Here is a 17,235-nt window from a genome sequence, read left to right as displayed (position 1 = left end):
GGAATCTTGATATGCAGGGCAGGGAAGGCATGTACACCTATGAAGACGCCGTCGTGGCGACCGGCGAGCTCTGTCGCCAGATCGAGAACGTCCCGGCCCGGCGGCGGGCGGTGCGCGAAGACTTCTATCAGCGTTTTGGCGATACCGACAACGACGGCCTGAGCTATGGCGACTCGGAACTGGCCTTTCTCGACTGGGAAATCCAGGCCGGTGTCCTGGATCCCATAACCGGCAGCGCCTGGTGGCGCAACGTCAATCTGCACTTCATCTACCTGGCCGAGCTGGCCGGCTGCCTGGCGCAGCATGGGCTGCCCGGCGACCAGGCGCCCTATCCCACGCGCTGCTGGCTGACCTTCATCGCCGATCCCACCCCGCGGCACTGGTACCGGGCGCACAACGCCTCCATCCTGGCCGGCTTCGCCCTGCATCAGGCGGACGCGCGCGCGGAGAATGAGGTCGGTCAGCTGTTTCTCAACATCACCCTCTACCGACTGATGTTCGCCCAGGCGCTGGTGGAAGAGGCGACGCTGTTCGCCGAGCTGGGGGCCTTGTTGGCCGATCCGCGCGGCTTTTCGGTCAAGTTGCTGGTCAGCCTGGCCGAGTTCTATCCGCCGCACTATCCCCTCACCGATGCGGATCGCGAGGTGATCGAGGGCCACGGGCTGGGTATCGAGGAGCTGGGCGTACGCCTCATGGATGGCTGGATTCGGCTGGAATTGCCGCGCCTCTACAGCGAGGCCGCGGTCTGGAACCAGGCGCCCGAGCTGCTGGACTATCTGGATGGCACCGCGCCGTGCTATCCGCCTGCCGTGGAGCGCTGCGCCGAGCGCGCAGCGGTCCAGGCGGTGGCGCTACTGGAAGGCGTCCTCGCCGGGCAGGACCTCGCTGTGACCGAGCAGGGCACGCGCGGTCTGCAGGCCGGATAGGGTCGCCGACTCCACGCAGCCCATGTTGAAGCCGTTGTCGATCCAGTCGCCGGTCAGATAGAGGTTGCGGCAGACGCTGCCGTCGGTGGCCAGGCGATAGCGGCTGCTGCCGGCCACGCTCTGCACATAGCGCTCGCTGGGATCGACGTTGGCTCGCCAGTATTGATAGTCGAAGCGCGCTGGTCCCTGGACCTCGACGGGCGCCAGCAGGAAGTCCCAGCGATAGCCCGCCGGGGTCACGGCTGCCGGCCAGTAGGCGCCCAGGTTGCCGTTCATGAGGTCGAGGAAGGCCTGCTTCACCTTGGCGGCCTCCTGCTGCGGATAGTCATCCTTTTTGCCGATGGGCGGGGCAGCCTTGGCAGCGAAAACCCCGCAGAAATAGCTGATGTCCGCCGGCGGCGTGCCGCTCGACCAGTCTTCGCGGTCCACCAGGTAGCTGACATCCGCCCAGGAGTCCATCGCCTGGGCGGCGAAGCCCAGCAGCTCGGGCGCCTGCCCACCCTGAGGCGAGCCACTCCAGCCCAGTTGCCAGGCGTCGCGGTTCTGCCAGAGCTGTACCGCCTGGGTGGCGACAGTGGCCACCTGCCGGGTCATGTGCGCGAATGCGGGGTCCAGGGCGCAGAGGCTGGGGGCGAGGTCGGCCAGGCCGGCCACGGAGATCCCCAGCACCACCTCGTCGAAGTCGCGGTCGACCTGCAGCTCCAGCTGCTCGACGCCCTGCCAGCCGCTCCAGTTGGATTCCAGATTGATCTGGCCGTCCTGCAGCTCCCGGGCGATCTGCTCGTCGAGCTGCTCGTACAGCGGCGCCGAAGGCCAGCAGGGCAGACCCTTGACGTCCACCAGCGGTTGGTAGGCGTCGCCCTTGAGGGTGACCTGGCGCTGGATCTGCAGGCGCGTCACCCGTGGTCCCTGACCGTCGTCGGCGGCTTCGATGGCGGTGACCTGGTGGAAGAAGCGGAAGTCCACGCCACGGCGGGCGAGCACCTCGTAGTAGGGCGCGAAGACCACATCACCCATGCCGGCCTGCATGCGCCAGATGAAGGAGCCCTTGGCCGTGGTCAGGGCCAGCAGGGCGGCACGCAGCACGGTGCCGGCCTCGACGTCGGGCTGGGCGAGGTCGCCGTCGCGATAGGCGAAGATGCCGCCGTGCAGGGACTTGAGCACCGCGCTGTCCAGGGTCGCGGCGCTGGCGCCGTGCCGGCTCAGCCAGGCCTGGAAAGTCTCTTCGTTGAGCGCTGCGAAGCCCTTGGCATAGACCTCGTCGGCGAGCATGCCGATCAGCACGGTCAGGCCGAAATCCATCAGCAGCCACAGCCGGTGGGCCTTGACGTGGGTCTGGCTGCGGTCGTGCAGGATGTCGCCGAGCAGGCCGCGGAGCCTGCGCAGCAACGCCAGCAGCACGGGATGGTCGACGCCGTCGGGCAGCGCCGTGCGGGCCTGCTGCAACTGGTGCTCCGCCTCTTTGAGGGCCAGCTCCTGCAATTCCTCACGGCAGTGAGCGCGCAGCCGGGCGAACAGGCCGCCTGGCGCGGTGGCGGCCGGGGTGTCGTCCACCTCGCCCAGCCGCAGCAACCACTCCAGCAGATCGCCGAGGGCGGCCATGAAGGGCTTGGGATTCCAGCCCTCGCCGGGCTTGCCGGGCAGGGCCAGGGTATCGATGGGCCAGTTGGTCCACTGTCCCTGGAAGGCATCGGCGAAGGCGGTATGGGAATGCGGGAAGAAAGCCTCGTCGAGGGTCGCCAGGGGCGCGCCGGCAGGCCGGTCCAGTTCCTCGTAGCACTGCCTCAGGCTGTGGAAGGCATTGTAGTAGAAGCCGAACCAGACATGGATGCCATGTTCCTCGATGCGCTGGTGGTCGGTCGCCTTGCGTCCGCTGGCCCCCTTGCCGCCGAGACGCCAGCCCTGCTGGTACAGGGTGATCTGGTAACGGTCCTGCCAGTTGGGCTCACTAGTAAGACGAAAGGCGGTGGTGACGGCGGACACGCCGCCGCCCAAGATGGCGATCTTGCGGACAGAAGGTACAGCGTCCATGCGTATTGCTCCGAAGTGTGCAAATTGTTGCGCCAGTGGACGTAAGCCAGATGATGGCTAGGGTAATATCACTTTATCGAAAAGTTCCCTTGAGACTTTAGCAAGGCAACGGAAATAGTTGAGGCGCTGGCCCGGTATCGCCCGGTCGGCCGAGGATCGAGGCGAGCGCGGTGTTGAGGATTCCAGGCTACAGCTGCAAGACGCGGGTGAGCGAAAGCCGCCATGCCCTGATCTACCGCGGCACGCGCCTGGCCGATGGTCAGCCGGTGATCCTCAAGCAGCTGGCCGCCGACTATCCCACGCCCCAGGCCCAGGCCGGGCTGCGCCATGAATTCGAACTGACCCGCCGGGCCAGTGCCAGCGGGGCGGTGAGCGCTGCCCTGGAACTGCTGGAATACCAGGGTCGGCAGGTGCTGGTGCTCGAAGACATCGGCGGCACCGACCTCGCCGGGTTGCTCGCCGCCGGGCCGCTGGCGCTGGATGACTTCTTCGACTGGGCGCTGGCCATCGTCCGTGCCCTGGCGCGGCTGCACCGGTTGCGCATCGCCCACAACGACCTCAATCCGCGCAACATCGTCTGCAACTGCACCACGGGCAGCCTGCGGCTGACCGATCTGGGCATCGCCACGGCCTTTGGCACCGTCCAGGGCAGCGATGCCCGCCTGGAGGGCTCGCTCACCTATCTTGCCCCGGAGCAGAGCGGGCGGACCGGGCGCCACCAGGACTATCGCAGCGACTTCTATGCGCTGGGCGTGACCTTCTACGAGATGCTCGCGGGCGAGCCACCGTTTCGCGCCCAGGACCCGCTCGAACTGGTGCATGCGCACCTGGCGATGCGTGCGCCCTCGCTGGTCGAGCGGGTGCCGACGGTACCGCCGATGCTGGCGGCGCTGGTGGACAAACTCATGGCCAAGGCCGCCGAGGAACGCTACCAGGGCTGCTATGGCATCCTGCGCGATCTGCAGCGCTGCCAGGCGGCCCATCAGGCCGGCGAGCGGGGGGGCTTCGCCCTGGGCGAACAGGATCCGCCGGCACGCCTGATGCCGGTACGCACCCTGCAGGGGCGCGGCGCGCCCCTGCGTTTGCTCGAAGAGGCGCTGGCGCGGGCGACCCTGGGCCGGATCGAAGCCGTCTTCGTCAGTGGCAGTTCCGGGGTGGGCAAATCGGCGCTGGTGCAGTCCTTCGTCCGTCGCCAGGGCGAGCGGGTGCTGCTCGCCCACGGCAAGTTCGAGACCCTTGGCAGCGGCGTGCCCTATGGCGCCCTGCGCCAGGCCGTGCGCGAGCTGGTCGAGGTCGGGCAGAGTCTGGGCGAAGCCTTTGCCGACCGCCTGGTCGAGGCTCTGGGTGGCAACGCCGGGGTGCTGACCGAGGTCTCGCCCGAGCTGGCCACCTGGCTCGGGCCCCAGGCACCGGTGGCCGAACTGCCGCCACTACAGGCCGAACAACGCTTTGACGAAGCCGTGATCGCGCTGCTGCTGGCCTTCGCCGTGGACACCCGTCCGCTGCTGCTGTGGCTGGACGATCTGCAGTGGGCCGACAGCGCGTCGCTGCGCCTGATCGAGCGCCTGCTGGCGCGGACCGACCAGGGGCCGTTGCTGCTGGTGGCGACCCATCGTGAAGAACAGCTCGCCGGCAGCGCCCTGGAGCGCCTGCTCGGCGCGGCGCTGATCCGTACCCTGTCGCTGGGTCCGCTGTCGCGGGTGGAGATCGAGCGCCTGATCGCCGAACTGCTGCCGGCACCGGCGGCGGAGCAGGCGGCCCTGGCCGGGCTCTGCCTGGACAAGACCCTCGGCAATCCCTTCTTCATCGAGCAGTTGCTGCGCAGTCTGCAGCAGGAAGGCCTGCTGGAGTTCGACGGCGAGCAGGGCCAGTGGCACTGGGAGCTGGCGCGGCTGCAGGCCCTGGACGTCTACGACAATGTCGTCGACTTCATGGTCGGCAAGCTCAAGGAGCTGCCGGCGAGCACCTCGCAACTGCTGCAGTGGGCAGCCTGTCTGGGCACCCATTTCTCCAGCGATCGCCTCGCCGCGCTGATGGCGGAATCGCCCGCGGACATCCGCCGCCTCTGCCAGTCGCTGGTGCAGGAAGGCCTGCTCACCGAGCCCGAAGGCGGCCCGGCGGGGGAACAGACGCCCACGCACTACAGTTTCCTGCACGATCAGGTACGCCATGCCGCTCACTCGCTGCTGGCGCCTGCCGAGCGCGAGCGAGTCCACCTGCGCGCCGGTCAGCTCTATCTCGCCGAAGGCAGCGCCACGCGGCTGGACGCGGTCAATCACCTCAACCTGGCGCTGGCGCTGATCGAGACGCCCGCCGAGCGGCTGCAGCTGCTGGAACTCAATCTGGACGCCGCGCGCAAGGCGCGCCAGGCCAATGCCTATCCCGCCGCCCAGGAGTTTCTGCGCACGGCGGTCGCGCTGATCGACGACGCGGCCTGGGAGAGCCGTCATGAGCTGCTGTTCCAGCTGCATCGGGAATGGGCCGAGGTCGCGCACCTCTGTGGCGATGCCAACGAGGCCCTGCGCATCTGCGAAGTGCTGCTGCCGCGGGCGCTCACCATCTTCGAGGAAGCCGGGGTGCGGGCCTTGCAGATCGACCTCTACAGCGGCCTCGGGCGCTTCACCGAAGCCCTGGTGGTGGCCAAGGCCGGCCTCCAGGTGCTGGACGAACCCTGGCCGGAAGCGCCGGACGCCATCAACCAGGCCATCGGCGCCGACAGCGCCGAGGTCGAGGCCTGGCTCGCCGAGCGCAGTCCGGCGGCGCTGCTCGACCTGCCACGCATGGAAGATCCGCGTGCCCAGTTGCTTATCCGCCTGCTGGGCCTGCTCTGGGGGCCGGCGATCAACGTCGACCTGCCGATGAGCCTGCTGGCGGTCATGCGCATCGTCAAGCTGTCGATCCAGTACGGCAATGGCGATCTCTCGCCCTTCGGCTATGCCAACTACGGCTCGCTGCTGTCGGCCTTCCACGGTCGCTACGAACTGGGTTACCAGGTCGGGCGCCTGGCCGTCGACCTGGTCGACCGCACCGGCAACCTGCCGCTCAAGTGCAAGGTCTACACCATGTTCGCGGTGACCAACAGTCCCTGGTCGAGCCCCATCGCGGACAACGTCGCCCTGCTGCGCGAGGCCCTGGCCGCCGGTCAGCGCACCGGCGAGATCATCTTCACCGCCTACAGCGCCTTCCACATCCTCAAGCACCTGCAGCACGCTGGGGCGCCGCTGGACGACATCCTCGGCGAAACCGCGGAGATCGAGCGGATCCTGCTGGGCATCGGCGATCCCAACACCCTGGAGATCTTCACCATCCTGCGCCAGTCGCTGCGGCTGCTGCAGGGGCTCACCCCAGGTCAGGAGAGCTGGGACGAAGAGGGTCAGGACGAAGCGGCGCTGGTGCGGCAGATGCAGGACAGCGGCCATGTGCTCTGTCTGAACTACTACGACTTCAACAAGATGCAGGCGGCGCTGCTGTTCCGCCGGCTGCCCCAGGCGCGGCAGCACGCCGAAGCCATGGAAGCCTCGCTGGCGGCGAGCTTCGGCTGGTTCAGCATCGCCGAGCACGCCTTCTATCAGGCGCTGATCCTGCTGGCCGAGGGCGAACTGGCGGGTGAGGCGCTGGCCAAGGTCGAGATCGCCCAGGAACGGCTGAACGGCTGGGCCGCGCACTGCCCGGAAAACTTCGCCCACAAGCGTGACCTGGTGGCGGCCGAGCGGGCCCGCCGCGAGGGCCGGGTCGAAGCGGCCATGGATCTCTACGAACAGGCCCTGGAATCCGCGCGGTTGCACGGCTTTCGCCAGGGCGCGGCGCTGACCGAGGAACTCTATGGGCGCTTCTGGCTGGAACAGCAGCGTCCGCGGATCGCCCGGACCTACCTGCAGGACGCCCAGCGCAGCTATTTGCACTGGGGCGCCGCGGCCAAGGCCCAGGCGCTGGAAAACGAATTCCCGCAATGGCTGCGCGCCGCCGAGGCCACTGCCCTGACGGTGCAGCGGACCCATAGTCAGGCCACCAGTGAGATGATGCGGCTGGACTGGCTGTCGGTGCTCAAGTCGCTGCAGACCATCTCCAACGAGCTGGCGCTGGATCAGTTGCTGGCGCGGATGATGCGCATCATCCTGGAGGAGGGCGGCGCCCAGCATGGCCTGCTGCTGTTGCCCGAGGGCGGTCGCTGGCTGGTGCAGGCCTCGATCTGCAGCAGCTCGGCCGAGCCCAAGGTGCTGCAGGGGCTGCCACTGGCGCTGAACGAACAGGACTCCGGCGAGGGCCTGGTGCCCCTGACCCTGGTGTCCCACGTGATCCGTCACCGCGAACCGGTGATCCTCGATGACGCCGCCCGCGCCGGCCGCTTCGTGCGCGACGTCTACATCCGCGCGCGGCGTCCGCGCTCGGTCTGCTGCCTGCCGGTGCTGCGCCAGGGCCGCCTGATCGGCATCCTCTATCTGGAAAACAACCTGCTGGCCCAGGCCTTCACCCCGGGTCGGCTGCAGGTGCTGGGCATCCTGGCCACCCAGGCGGCGATCTCCCTGGAGCACGCGCAGATCTACGAAACCCTGGAGCAGCGCGTCGGCGAACGGACCCTCGAGCTGGACCAGGCGCGCATCCGGGCCGAGGAAGCGGCAGCGGCCAAGTCGCTGTTCCTGGCGACCATGAGCCACGAGATTCGCACCCCGCTCAATGCGGTGATCGGCCTCAGCCGCCTGACCCTGGGCACCCGGCTGTCTGGCGAGCAGCGTGGCCACGTCGGCAAGATCCTCGACTCCGGCGAGACCCTGCTGGGGGTGATCAACGACGTGCTCGACTATTCGCGCAACGAAGCCGGCGGTACCCAGCTCGAACAACTGGGCTTCAACCTGGCCAAGGTGCTCGAACGCACGCTCAATCTCTGCGCCATCAAGGCCCACGAGAAGGGCGTCGAACTGGTGCTGGATTGCGGTCCGGACATTCCCCTGGCGCTGGAAGGCGATCCGCTGCGCCTGCAGCAGGTGCTGGTCAATCTGCTGAGCAATGCGGTCAAGTTCACCGAGCGGGGCCATGTGCTGATCCGCGTCGGTGCCGTCTGCGAAGCGGGTCGTGCCCATTTCAGCCTGGCGGTGGAAGACACCGGCATCGGCCTGGCCGAGGCGCAGCAGGCGCAACTCTTCCAGCCCTTCACCCAGGCGGATGGCTCCATCAGCCGTCGCTATGGCGGTACCGGCCTGGGCCTGGCGATCTCCCGCCAGCTCACCGAACTCATGGGCGGCACCCTCGAGGTCCATAGCGAAGCCGGGCGCGGCTCCTGCTTTACCCTGCGTCTGACCCTGCCGGTGGTGGGCGAGCCGGAGCGGCTGCCCAGCCAGACGCCGCGGCAGGTCCTGCTGGTGGACGACCACGGCCTGGCCCGGCGCACCCTGGGGCAACGCCTGCGCGAACTGGGCATGCAGGTGGTGGAAGCGGAATCCACCGAGCAGGCCCTGGCGGCCATGGCCACGGCGGTCTTCGAACTGGCCATCGTCGATTGGCGCCTGGGCGCCGAGGACGGCCTGGCGCTGGCGCGCCAGTTGCGCTTCCGTCAGCCGGAGCTGGCGCTGACCCTGCTGGCCTCGCCCTACGAGGCGGAAGAGGTGCGCAGCCTGGGCGAGGATCTGCCAGGTCTGGAACTCCTCGACAAACCGGTCACCGGTCCCGCCGTGCAGCGACTGCTGTCCGGGCTGGGCCTGACACCGGTGACCGCGCCGACGGTGGGCCAAAGCGTGGTGGATCTGCAGGGCATTCGCCTGCTGCTGGTGGACGACAACGCCATCAACCGCCAGGTGGTCATCGGCTTCCTGCAGGGCAGCGGCATCCTGATCGACGTGGCCGAAGATGGCCAGGCGGCGCTGGACCAGCTGGAGCGGCAGCGCTACGACCTGGTGCTGATGGACGTCCATATGCCGCGCCTGGACGGCCTGTCGGCCACCCGCGAATTGCGCACCCGCCCGGCGCTGGCCGCGCTGCCGGTCATCGCCATGACCGCCAACGGCCTGCCCGGCGATCGCGAGCGGTGCCTGGATGCGGGCATGAACGATCACCTGGTCAAGCCGCTCGATCCCGCCGAGCTGTTCCGTATCATCGCCGCCTGGGCCAATCTCGAGCAGCTGCAGCGCGCCGAGCGTAAGGCAGTGGAAGAGGGGGGGGATGTGAAGGAGGTCGGCGTGCTGGCACGCGCGCGGGCCAGTGCGGTGCTCGAACCCGAGTCGGCGCTGCGCCTGCTGCGCGGCAGCGCCGAGCTCTATGAGCAGCTGATGCGGGATTTCCGCGTGCAGCAGGCCGAATTGCCTGGGCGGATCGCCGCCTGGCGCGCGGCCGACGATGTCACCGCGCTGTTCGAATGCGCCCACGGCCTGCAGGCCACCGCCGCCTATGTCGGCGCCTTGGACTTGCAGGAAGCGGCGCAACGCCTGACCACCCGGATCCGGCTGGCCCAGCCCATTGGTGAGGAGGTGCGCCGCCTGCAGGCCGAGGCCGAGCGGTGCCTGGCGTCGCTCGACGAGATCCTGGTCGAGGTCGCCGGCGGCGAGGAGGCCGCCGTCGAGGAACTGGAAGCCCTGCTCGAACGCCTGGTCGGACTCCTGCAGACGTCGGATTTCGCTGCCGAGGAGGTGCTCGACACCCTGTTGCGCGCCTGCGTGAGCACCCCGCACAGCGCCGACGTGGTACGGATCCGCGAGTGGGTGAACGACGTCGAGTTCGAACATGCCGCCGATGCCGCCGCGGATCTGCTGCGGCGAGTGCGGCAGGCCGGACAACGGTCGGGATAGTTGCCGATGGAGGGGCGTCGTCCCGAGCTGCCGTTGATCCTTATCGTCGACGATCAGAAGAGCAATCTGCGCGTCCTCGGCGATCTGTTGCGCAACGAGGCGCGCATCATGCTGGCCAAGAGCGGGGTCCAGGCACTGACCAAGGCCGCCCGCGAACACCCGGATCTGATCCTGCTGGACGTGGTGATGCCCGGCATCGACGGCCTGCAGCTGATCCAGCTGTTCAAGCGCCGCGCCGAGACCAGCGCCATCCCGGTGATCTTCATCACCGCGGCCAACGACCTGCACCGCGAGGTGGAGTGCTTCGAGCTGGGCGCCAGCGACTTCATCCAGAAGCCCTTCAATCCACTGGCCGTGCTGGCGCGGGTGCGGCTGCACCTGCAACTGGCCCGTCAGCGGCGGCTGCTGGAGGAATTGGCGCACATGGATCCGCTGACTGCGGTGGGCAATCGCCGTCGCTTCGACGAGCAGCTGACGATCGAGTGGCAGCTGGCGGTCAGCCGGCGGGGTTCGCTGGCCATCGCCATGCTCGATATCGATTACTTCAAGCAGTACAACGATACCCACGGCCACGGCGCCGGGGATCAGGCGCTGGCGCGGGTCGCCCAGGTGCTGGAGCAGCGCATCCGCGAGCGGGACTGCCTGGCGCGCTATGGCGGGGAGGAATTCGTGCTCCTGCTACCGGGCGCCACGCGCACGGCGGCGGAAGCGGTGCTGGAGCGCTGCCGGCAGGGCATCGCCGAGTTGCGCATCGCTCATCCGCTGGCGGAGGACCGCCTCTGGCTAACCATGAGCATGGGCCTGGCCTGCTGCAATCCGACCCCCGAACAGACTCCCGACGGGCTGCTCAAGGCCGCCGACAACCTGCTCTACCAGGCCAAGGCCGAAGGGCGTAATCGCCTGGTCAGTCGCAGCTTCTAGCCGGTTGGCGAAACGCCCTGGGACGCCAGCTCCTTGCCGCCCTTGACCAGATGCACCCGGTTGCGGCCTTCGGCCTTGGCCTGGTACAGGGCCTGGTCGGTGCATTCGATGAAGGCTTCGTGATCGTCGCCGCTCTGCGGCTGGATGCTGCCGACGCCGATGGAGATGGTGACGAAACCGAGGTCGCTGCCGGAATGCGCCACCTGCAGCCGTTCCACCCCGGCACGGCAGGCTTCGGCGACCTTGAGCGCACCCTCGGCGTCGGTCTCCGGCAGCACCATGGCGAATTCCTCGCCGCCGTAGCGGGCCACCAGATCGGCCGGGCGCTTGAGTTGCTCGGTGAGCACCGCCGCCACCTTCTTCAGGCAGAGATCGCCGCTGAGATGGCCATAGGTGTCGTTGTAGCGCTTGAAGTGGTCGACATCGCACAGCAGCAGCGCCAGCGGCTGGCGATTGCGCCGGGCGCGCAGCCATTCGCCCTCGTAGGTCTGGTCGAAATGACGGCGGTTGTTGATGCCGGTGAGGCTGTCGATGGCCACCAGCTTCTGCAACTGGATATTGGCTTCGGCGAGCTGGCGCTGGCTCTCGCGCAGGAAGCGAAAGGCCTCGTCGCGCTGGGCGCGCAGGACGTGGGCCTCGGAGTGGTAGCGCACCCGCGCCAGCAGTTCCAGCTTGTCGGGCAGCTTGACCAGATAGTCGTTGGCACCGGTCGCGAAGCTCTGCGCCTTGACCTGGGGATCCTCCTTGGAGGAGAGCACCACGATGGGCACGTCGCGCAGGGCCGGTTCGGCGCGGAAGCGCCTGACCGTTTCCAGACCGTCGATCTCGGGCATGATCAGGTCCTGCAGGACCACCGTGGGTTTGAGTTGCAGGGCCATGTTGACCGCCTGGTGAGCGTCCAGGCAGTAATGCAGCTCGATGTCGGGCTGATCGGCGATCATCCGCCGCAAGGCTTCGATGATGATCAGCTGATCGTCCACCAGCAGCAGGCGCACCTTGGGTGCGGTCAGGCTATCCTGGGCGTTACCCTCATGCGTGGCCATTACTGCGAGTCCTTGTGCGGGCGGGGTCGGGCGTCCCGCGTCTCTTCTTGGCCAATCCCTGCCACTGCGCCGTCCAACGCTCCTGTTGGCGACCTTTCATGTCATGTTACGCGAGCCGTTGCCGAAGCGTCTTTGCAGCCAGGCGCCGATCTGCGCGGGGCTGAGAATGCGCTCCGCGGCGCCCATTCTAACCGCAGCCGCGGGCATGCCGTATACGGCACAGCTGGCCTCGTCCTGGGCCAGGGTCGGGCAGCCGCTCTGGCGCAGGGCATAGAGGCCGCTGGCGCCATCGCGGCCCATGCCGGTCAGCAGGATGCCCAGGGCCTTGCTGGCTCGCAGCGGGTGGCTGGCGAGCTGGGTAAAGAACACATCCACCGAGGGACGATAGGGGTAGTCCACCGGCTCGGCGGTATAGGCGAAGCGGCCGCGCTCATCCAGCAGCAGGTGATCGTCACCCAGGGCCACGGCGACGTGGCCGGGCTCCGGCAGGGCGCCGGGCATGGCGGCGGTGACCGGCCAGGCGATCTGGGTGCCGAGCCAACCGATGAAACTGGGGGCGAAGCGGCGGTCGATATGCTGCACCAGCACCACGCTGGCCTCCTTGGTGGGCGCCCAGGTCTCGAACAGGCTGACCAGGGCCGCCGGTCCACCCGTGGAGGCACCGATGGCCACCAGGCTATCGCGGGTGGCGTCGGCCGCGGTGCTCGGCGTGGCAGCGGTGGCCTGGGGCGGGCGCGCGGGTCGTTCGGGCAGCCGCACCAGGGGTTCGATACGGGCGATCTTGCGCAGCAGGGCGCCACCATCGGCACCGCCGCTCAAGGCCGGGGTAGCGGTTACGTCGAGGGCGCCGGCGCCCATGGCGCGAAACACCCCTTCGCAGTCGTCGGGGGTGGCGGTGACCATGAGGATGGCGCAGGGCGACTGCGCCATGATCCGGCGCGTTGCCTCGATGCCGTCCAGGCGGGGCATCTGCAGGTCCATGAGGATCAGATCCGGGCGGTCCTCGGCGCAGCGCGCCACGGCTTCCTCGCCGTCATGGGCGATCCAGGCGACCGTATGGCGCCCGTCGCCGATCAGCAGGCGACGCAAGGCCTCGGTGGCGAGCAGCAGATCGTTGACGATGGCGATTCTCATGGGGCTCCGATGAGGTCCTGCACGGCGGTGATCAGGGCGTCGTCGTGGAAGCTGCCCTTGGTCAGATAGTAGTCGGCACCGGCCTGCATGCCCTTGAGCCGATCCTCCGGGCGATCCTTGTAGGAGACGATCATCACCGGCAGGGCATGCAGACGCGGATCGCGGCGCACCAGTTCCACCAGCTCGATACCGTTCATGCGCGGCATGTCGATATCCGACAGCAGCATGTCGAATTCACCGGCGCGCACGGCGTTCCAGCCGTCCATGCCGTCCACCGCCACCTCCACCTGATAACCCTGGCCTTCCAGGAGCTTGCGCTCCATCTCGCGCACGGTGAGGGAGTCGTCCACCACCAGGACTCGCTTGACCCTGCGGTTGTCCGTGGCCGCGCCGCTCTGCACCTGCCGCAGGCGGCCCTCGCCGAGCAGTCGCTCGATGCCGGTGAGCAGGTCGGCCACGTCCAGCAGGAGCACCGGGCTGCCGTCGTCGAGCAGCGCCCCGGCGATGACCGAGCGCAACTTGCCGAAGATCTCGTCCAGCGGCTTGAGCGCCAGGCCCTGTTCGCCGCGCAGGCGATCCACCACCAGCCCGTAGCGCCGGTCACCACCACCGATCACCAGCACGGCGAGATCGCCGCTGGGCGGCGCGCCATCCAGCTCCAGCAGCTGATGCGCCGCGACCAGCCCCAGGCGACCCTCGCCGAGCAGGAAGAAGGCCTTGCCCTCCAGCGAGTGCACCTCGGCCGGATCCAGGCGCAGCACCCGTTCGATGCGATTGACCGGCAGGGCATAGGCCTCGCCGGCGATGTCGACGATCAGCGCCCGGACGATGGAGCGACTGACCGGTACCAGCAGGTGGGTACTGAAGCCCAGCCCCGGCCGGGTTTCCAGGCGCACCTCGCCATCCAGGGCGCGAATGGCGTCGGCCACCACGTCCAGGCCCACCCCGCGACCGGACAGCTCGGTCACCGTCTCCTTGAGACTGAAGCCGGGCAGCAGCAGAAACTCCAGCAACTCCGCCGGGCTCAGCTCGGCGGCCACCGGCGCCGGACTAAGGCGCCGGGCGATGACCGCGGCGCGGATGCGCTCCAGGTCCAGGCCGCGGCCGTCGTCGTGCAGGCTGACCTGCAGGCGGCCGGCGACATGGCGGGCCTCCAGGCGGATCTGGCCGCACTCGGGCTTGCCCAGGGCGCGGCGTTCGGCCGGGGTTTCCAGGCCATGGTCGACGGCGTTGCGCAAGAGGTGATTGAGCGGGCTTTCCAGTCGCGCCAGCACCTCCCGATCGATCAGGGTGTCGGCGCCGTCCACCTGCAGCATGGCGTCCTTGTCCAGGCCCCGGGCCAGGTCGCGCACCAGCCGCGGAAAGCCCTGGACGGCATCGCGCAGCGGGCGCATGCGCACCCCCAGCACCTCGTCCAGCAGACCCTGGCAGACCCCGAGCAGGCGCCGCTCGTAGGCTTCCAGCGCCTGCAGCTGCTGCTGATAGCGATCGAGCAACCCTTCCTGGCGCTGACGCACTTCGCTGCTGACCGCCTGGGCCTGGCCGAACAGGCCCTGCAATTCCGCGCGATAGCCCTGGAAACCCTGGACCAGGCCATGCAGGCCGAGGCCCATGACCCGGGCTTCGCTGGTGAGGGCGAGAATCTGGTTGAAGCGACCGCTGTCCACCCGCAGCGGGTCCCGGCCGCGCTCGACGTCGGGGGCTGGTTCTTCGGGTACGACGGGCGCCGGCGCCGACTCACGGGGGGCGCCTGCGGCCGCTGGCGGCGGATCGCCCGCGCCAGCGCTCAGCGCCTGCGCCAGCGCCCGCTGGCTATCGCGCTGTTCGCGCTGCCAGCGCTGGCTGGCGGCCTCGTCCAGGCGACTGACCTCGCCGAGGACGTCGACGCAGCGAAACAGCCGATCGAGGTCCGCCGGGCCGAGCTGGCGACGTCCGGCCTGGACCGCGACCAGGCAGTCCTCCATGGCGTGGGCCAGCTCCACCAGGCCGTCGAGGTCGACGATGCGCGCCGCGCCCTTGATGGAATGGGCCGCGCGCATCATCGGCTCGATCACCCCGGTGTCGCTGGGGTCGCGCTCCAGGCGCAACAGACCGGCATCCAGCGCCTGCAGATGACTCTGCACCTCGCTGGCGAAGAGATCGTAGAGCGACATCTCGCGCACATCGCGCGGCGGCTGACTCATCGCAGCGCCTCTTCCAGGGCCCGCTCCAGGCGCGTCAGCTCGAGCAGGCCGACCTGGTGCGCGCCTTCGCGATAGACGCCGCCCAGGTAGCTGAGCAACTCGCCGCCCAGGGTGGCTGGCGGCGGCTGCACCTCGCCCGGGGCATAGCGCTGCAGGCCCAGCACCTCGTCTACCTGCACCGCCCAGTCGCGGCGCCCGACATGCAGCAGCAACAGGCGCGGAAAGCCGCGGGTCTGTTCAGCCGGCGCCACCGCCAGCAGCAGCTCCAGGGCGATGCAGGGCTGCAGCTGACCGCGCACCGGGACGATGCCGCGCAGCAGTGGCGAGCGCCGGTGCGGGACGCGGTGCACGGCGGTGGGTTCGGTGGCGGTCACCAGGCAACTGCCCGGCAGCCCCAGCCATTCCGCGCCGAGGCGAAAGACCAGCGCACTGGCCGAGCGCGCCTGGCGATCGTCCAGCGGCTCGGCATAGTGCTCGGCCCAGGCGGCGCGCTCCAGGGCGCTGAGTTCACGGTTCAGGCTCATGCCTCGTCACCGGCGCGGGTCTGGATGCGCGCGGCACGTTCGCGCAGGCGTCCGGCTTCGTCGAGTCGGCCGGCTCTTTCACAGATCAGCGCCAGGCGACAGAGGGCGGGGTAGTGGCCTGGCTCCAGATAAAGTGCCTGGCGCAGCGCCCGCTCGGCTTCGGCGGCGCGGGCGTCGGGCAGGATCAGCGCCAGCAGGAAGTGGGCACCGGCCTGGCTGCGATCCGTCTCGAGCAGGTTGCGCAACAGCGCCTCGGCTTCGGTGCCGCGCCCGGCATCGGCCAGGCGCCGGGCTTCTTCGAGCGGCGCAGGGGCGGCGGAGACGGGGGTAGCCGGGGCAGGTGAAGGCGTGCTTCTGGCGCGCAGGCGCGCAGGCAGGTTCGCCGCCGCGGGTGGGCGCGGCGCGGCCTTGCGCCGTGGCGGCGCAGCCGGTGTGGGCGGGCGCGGTTGTTCGGGGGCGACGGCCTGACGTTTGACCAGGGCGGAGGCGTGGGCCACGCCCAGGCTGGCGAAGCCGTGGCGCATGGCGCTGACCATCTCCGAACTGCCGACGCAGAGCAGGCCGTCGTCGTGCATGAGCGCGGCCAGGTGACTGAGGGCGCGGCCCTGGGTCTGGTCGTCGAAATAGATCAGCAGGTTGCGGCAGAGCACCACGTCGAAGGCGGTGCCGTCGCGCAGGCTGCCCAGCTGCAGGATGTTGCCCTGGCGAAAACGCACTTGGTTGCGCACCCGTTCGGCCAGGCGATGGCGATCGCCCTCGGGTGCGAAATAGCGATCGCGAAAGCTCAGGTCGCGAGCGCGAAAGGAATTGCGCCCATAGAGGCCGCGGCGGGCGCGCTCCAGGGACGGCTCGTTGATATCCACCGCGGTCACCTCGAAGGCCTGGGCCGGCAGGCCGGTGTCGAACAGCGCCATGGCCAGGGTATAGGGCTCTTCCCCGGTGGAGCAGGGCAGGCTGAGCAGCCGCACCGGTGCGCCGCTGCGGGCATGGCGTTCCTGGGCGAAGCGGGCGGCATGGGCGATGGCCTGGGGATCGCGAAAGAACCAGGTCTCGGGAATGACCAGCAGGTCCAGCAGATCGGCGAATTCCGCTTCGTCGTCGAGGACGCGCGCCATGTAGTCCTCCGCATCGCCCTCCTGGCGCTCGCGCAGGCGCTGGCGGATGGCGCGACCGAGCATGTCGTCGGCGATGGCCAGGCCGGTGCGCGCCCGTACCAGGGGCGCCAGCCGGGGATCAAGCTTCACGCGGCCTCCTGGAACAGCAGGGCGGCCAGGGCCGGTGAGAGCAGGCGATCCGGTTCCAGCCACATCCAGAGGCCCTCGGGCGTCTCCAGCACCTCGCCGAGCCAGGGATAGTCGGGTAGTCGGACACCTGCCGGTCGCGGCACGCTGGCGGAGATCCGACGCACGCCGGCGACGCCTTCCACTACCAGTCCGAGCGGCCGGCTGCGGCCATCGGGCAGGGTGAAGTCCACCAGCAGGATGCGGGTGTCCTGGCGCGCCCGGGCACCCAGGCCGCCGCTCATGGCGGTGACATCGACCACCGGGATCGCCGCGCCGTGCAGGTTCATCAGGCCGGCGACGCCCGCCGGCGCAGCAGGGAAGCGGGTGAGCTGCAACAGGGGCAGCACCTGGCGGATCGCCGTCGTCGGCAGGGCCGCCGCGGCATCGGCCAGCTGGAAGATCAGGATCTGCATG

10 protein-coding genes are annotated in these 17,235 nt (G+C 69.1%); 3 read left to right on the top strand and 7 right to left on the bottom strand.

Annotated features, from left to right (window positions below):
- The first annotated feature begins 11 nt into the window (after positions 1-11).
- Entirely contained in the window at positions 12-926 is a 915-nt protein-coding gene (locus tag PVZ72_RS14345; RefSeq protein ID WP_273862285.1) for a hypothetical protein, read from the top strand.
- Here PVZ72_RS14345 and PVZ72_RS14340 read toward each other — a convergent pair.
- Entirely contained in the window at positions 852-2,957 is a 2,106-nt protein-coding gene (locus PVZ72_RS14340) for an NAD(P)-binding protein (RefSeq protein WP_273862284.1), read from the bottom strand. The two genes, PVZ72_RS14345 and PVZ72_RS14340, sit on opposite strands and share 75 nt — an antisense overlap.
- Before the next feature lie 170 nt (positions 2,958-3,127).
- Here PVZ72_RS14340 and PVZ72_RS14335 point away from each other — a divergent pair, with 170 nt between their 5' ends.
- Positions 3,128-9,733, top strand: coding sequence for a response regulator (locus PVZ72_RS14335; protein WP_273862283.1), 6,606 nt, complete (start codon positions 3,128-3,130; stop codon positions 9,731-9,733).
- Between the two features lie 6 nt (positions 9,734-9,739).
- Positions 9,740-10,654, top strand: coding sequence for a diguanylate cyclase domain-containing protein (locus PVZ72_RS14330; RefSeq protein WP_133861098.1), 915 nt, complete (start codon positions 9,740-9,742; stop codon positions 10,652-10,654).
- Here the strand turns inward: PVZ72_RS14330 and PVZ72_RS14325 are convergent.
- The 6 genes from PVZ72_RS14325 to PVZ72_RS14300 all read right to left on the bottom strand — a co-directional run bounded on the left by PVZ72_RS14325 (position 10,651) and on the right by PVZ72_RS14300 (position 17,234).
- A complete protein-coding gene (locus PVZ72_RS14325; protein WP_273862282.1) occupies positions 10,651-11,697 on the bottom strand; it encodes a GGDEF domain-containing response regulator in 1,047 nt (348 codons plus the stop codon). The two genes, PVZ72_RS14330 and PVZ72_RS14325, sit on opposite strands and share 4 nt — an antisense overlap.
- A 96-nt stretch (positions 11,698-11,793) precedes the next feature.
- Entirely contained in the window at positions 11,794-12,831 is a 1,038-nt protein-coding gene (cheB, locus tag PVZ72_RS14320; RefSeq protein WP_273862281.1) for a chemotaxis-specific protein-glutamate methyltransferase CheB, read from the bottom strand.
- On the bottom strand, positions 12,828-15,014 hold the full coding sequence (locus PVZ72_RS14315) for a hybrid sensor histidine kinase/response regulator (RefSeq protein ID WP_273862280.1): 2,187 nt from the start codon (positions 15,012-15,014) through the stop codon (positions 12,828-12,830). Before PVZ72_RS14315 ends, cheB begins: the two co-directional genes overlap by 4 nt.
- A complete protein-coding gene (locus PVZ72_RS14310) occupies positions 15,011-15,538 on the bottom strand; it encodes a chemotaxis protein CheW (RefSeq protein WP_187979686.1) in 528 nt (175 codons plus the stop codon). Before PVZ72_RS14310 ends, PVZ72_RS14315 begins: the two co-directional genes overlap by 4 nt.
- A complete protein-coding gene (locus tag PVZ72_RS14305) occupies positions 15,535-16,782 on the bottom strand; it encodes a CheR family methyltransferase (protein ID WP_187979685.1) in 1,248 nt (415 codons plus the stop codon). The genes PVZ72_RS14310 and PVZ72_RS14305 overlap by 4 nt, the downstream gene beginning before the upstream one ends.
- Positions 16,779-17,234 (bottom strand): chemotaxis protein CheW, encoded by a 456-nt coding sequence (locus PVZ72_RS14300; RefSeq protein ID WP_273862279.1) that lies wholly within the window; start codon positions 17,232-17,234, stop codon positions 16,779-16,781. Before PVZ72_RS14300 ends, PVZ72_RS14305 begins: the two co-directional genes overlap by 4 nt.
- Position 17,235: the final 1 nt, after the last annotated feature.

Source organism: Pseudomonas sp. LA5, assembly GCF_028640825.1.
Lineage (GTDB): Bacteria > Pseudomonadota > Gammaproteobacteria > Pseudomonadales > Pseudomonadaceae > Chryseomonas > Chryseomonas aestiva.
Note: the sequence above shows the minus strand (reverse complement) of the source record. Positions and strands in the feature narration are given on the sequence as shown.

Coding starts and splice junctions, on each gene's coding strand:
- PVZ72_RS14315 (WP_273862280.1), bottom strand. CDS start 15,014: ATGAGTCAGCCGCCGCGCGATGTGCGCGAGATGTCGCTCTACGATCTC.
- PVZ72_RS14340 (WP_273862284.1), bottom strand. CDS start 2,957: ATGGACGCTGTACCTTCTGTCCGCAAGATCGCCATCTTGGGCGGCGGC.
- PVZ72_RS14300 (WP_273862279.1), bottom strand. CDS start 17,234: ATGCAGATCCTGATCTTCCAGCTGGCCGATGCCGCGGCGGCCCTGCCG.
- cheB (WP_273862281.1), bottom strand. CDS start 12,831: ATGAGAATCGCCATCGTCAACGATCTGCTGCTCGCCACCGAGGCCTTG.
- PVZ72_RS14330 (WP_133861098.1), top strand. CDS start 9,740: ATGGAGGGGCGTCGTCCCGAGCTGCCGTTGATCCTTATCGTCGACGAT.
- PVZ72_RS14310 (WP_187979686.1), bottom strand. CDS start 15,538: ATGAGCCTGAACCGTGAACTCAGCGCCCTGGAGCGCGCCGCCTGGGCC.
- PVZ72_RS14345 (WP_273862285.1), top strand. CDS start 12: ATGCAGGGCAGGGAAGGCATGTACACCTATGAAGACGCCGTCGTGGCG.
- PVZ72_RS14325 (WP_273862282.1), bottom strand. CDS start 11,697: ATGGCCACGCATGAGGGTAACGCCCAGGATAGCCTGACCGCACCCAAG.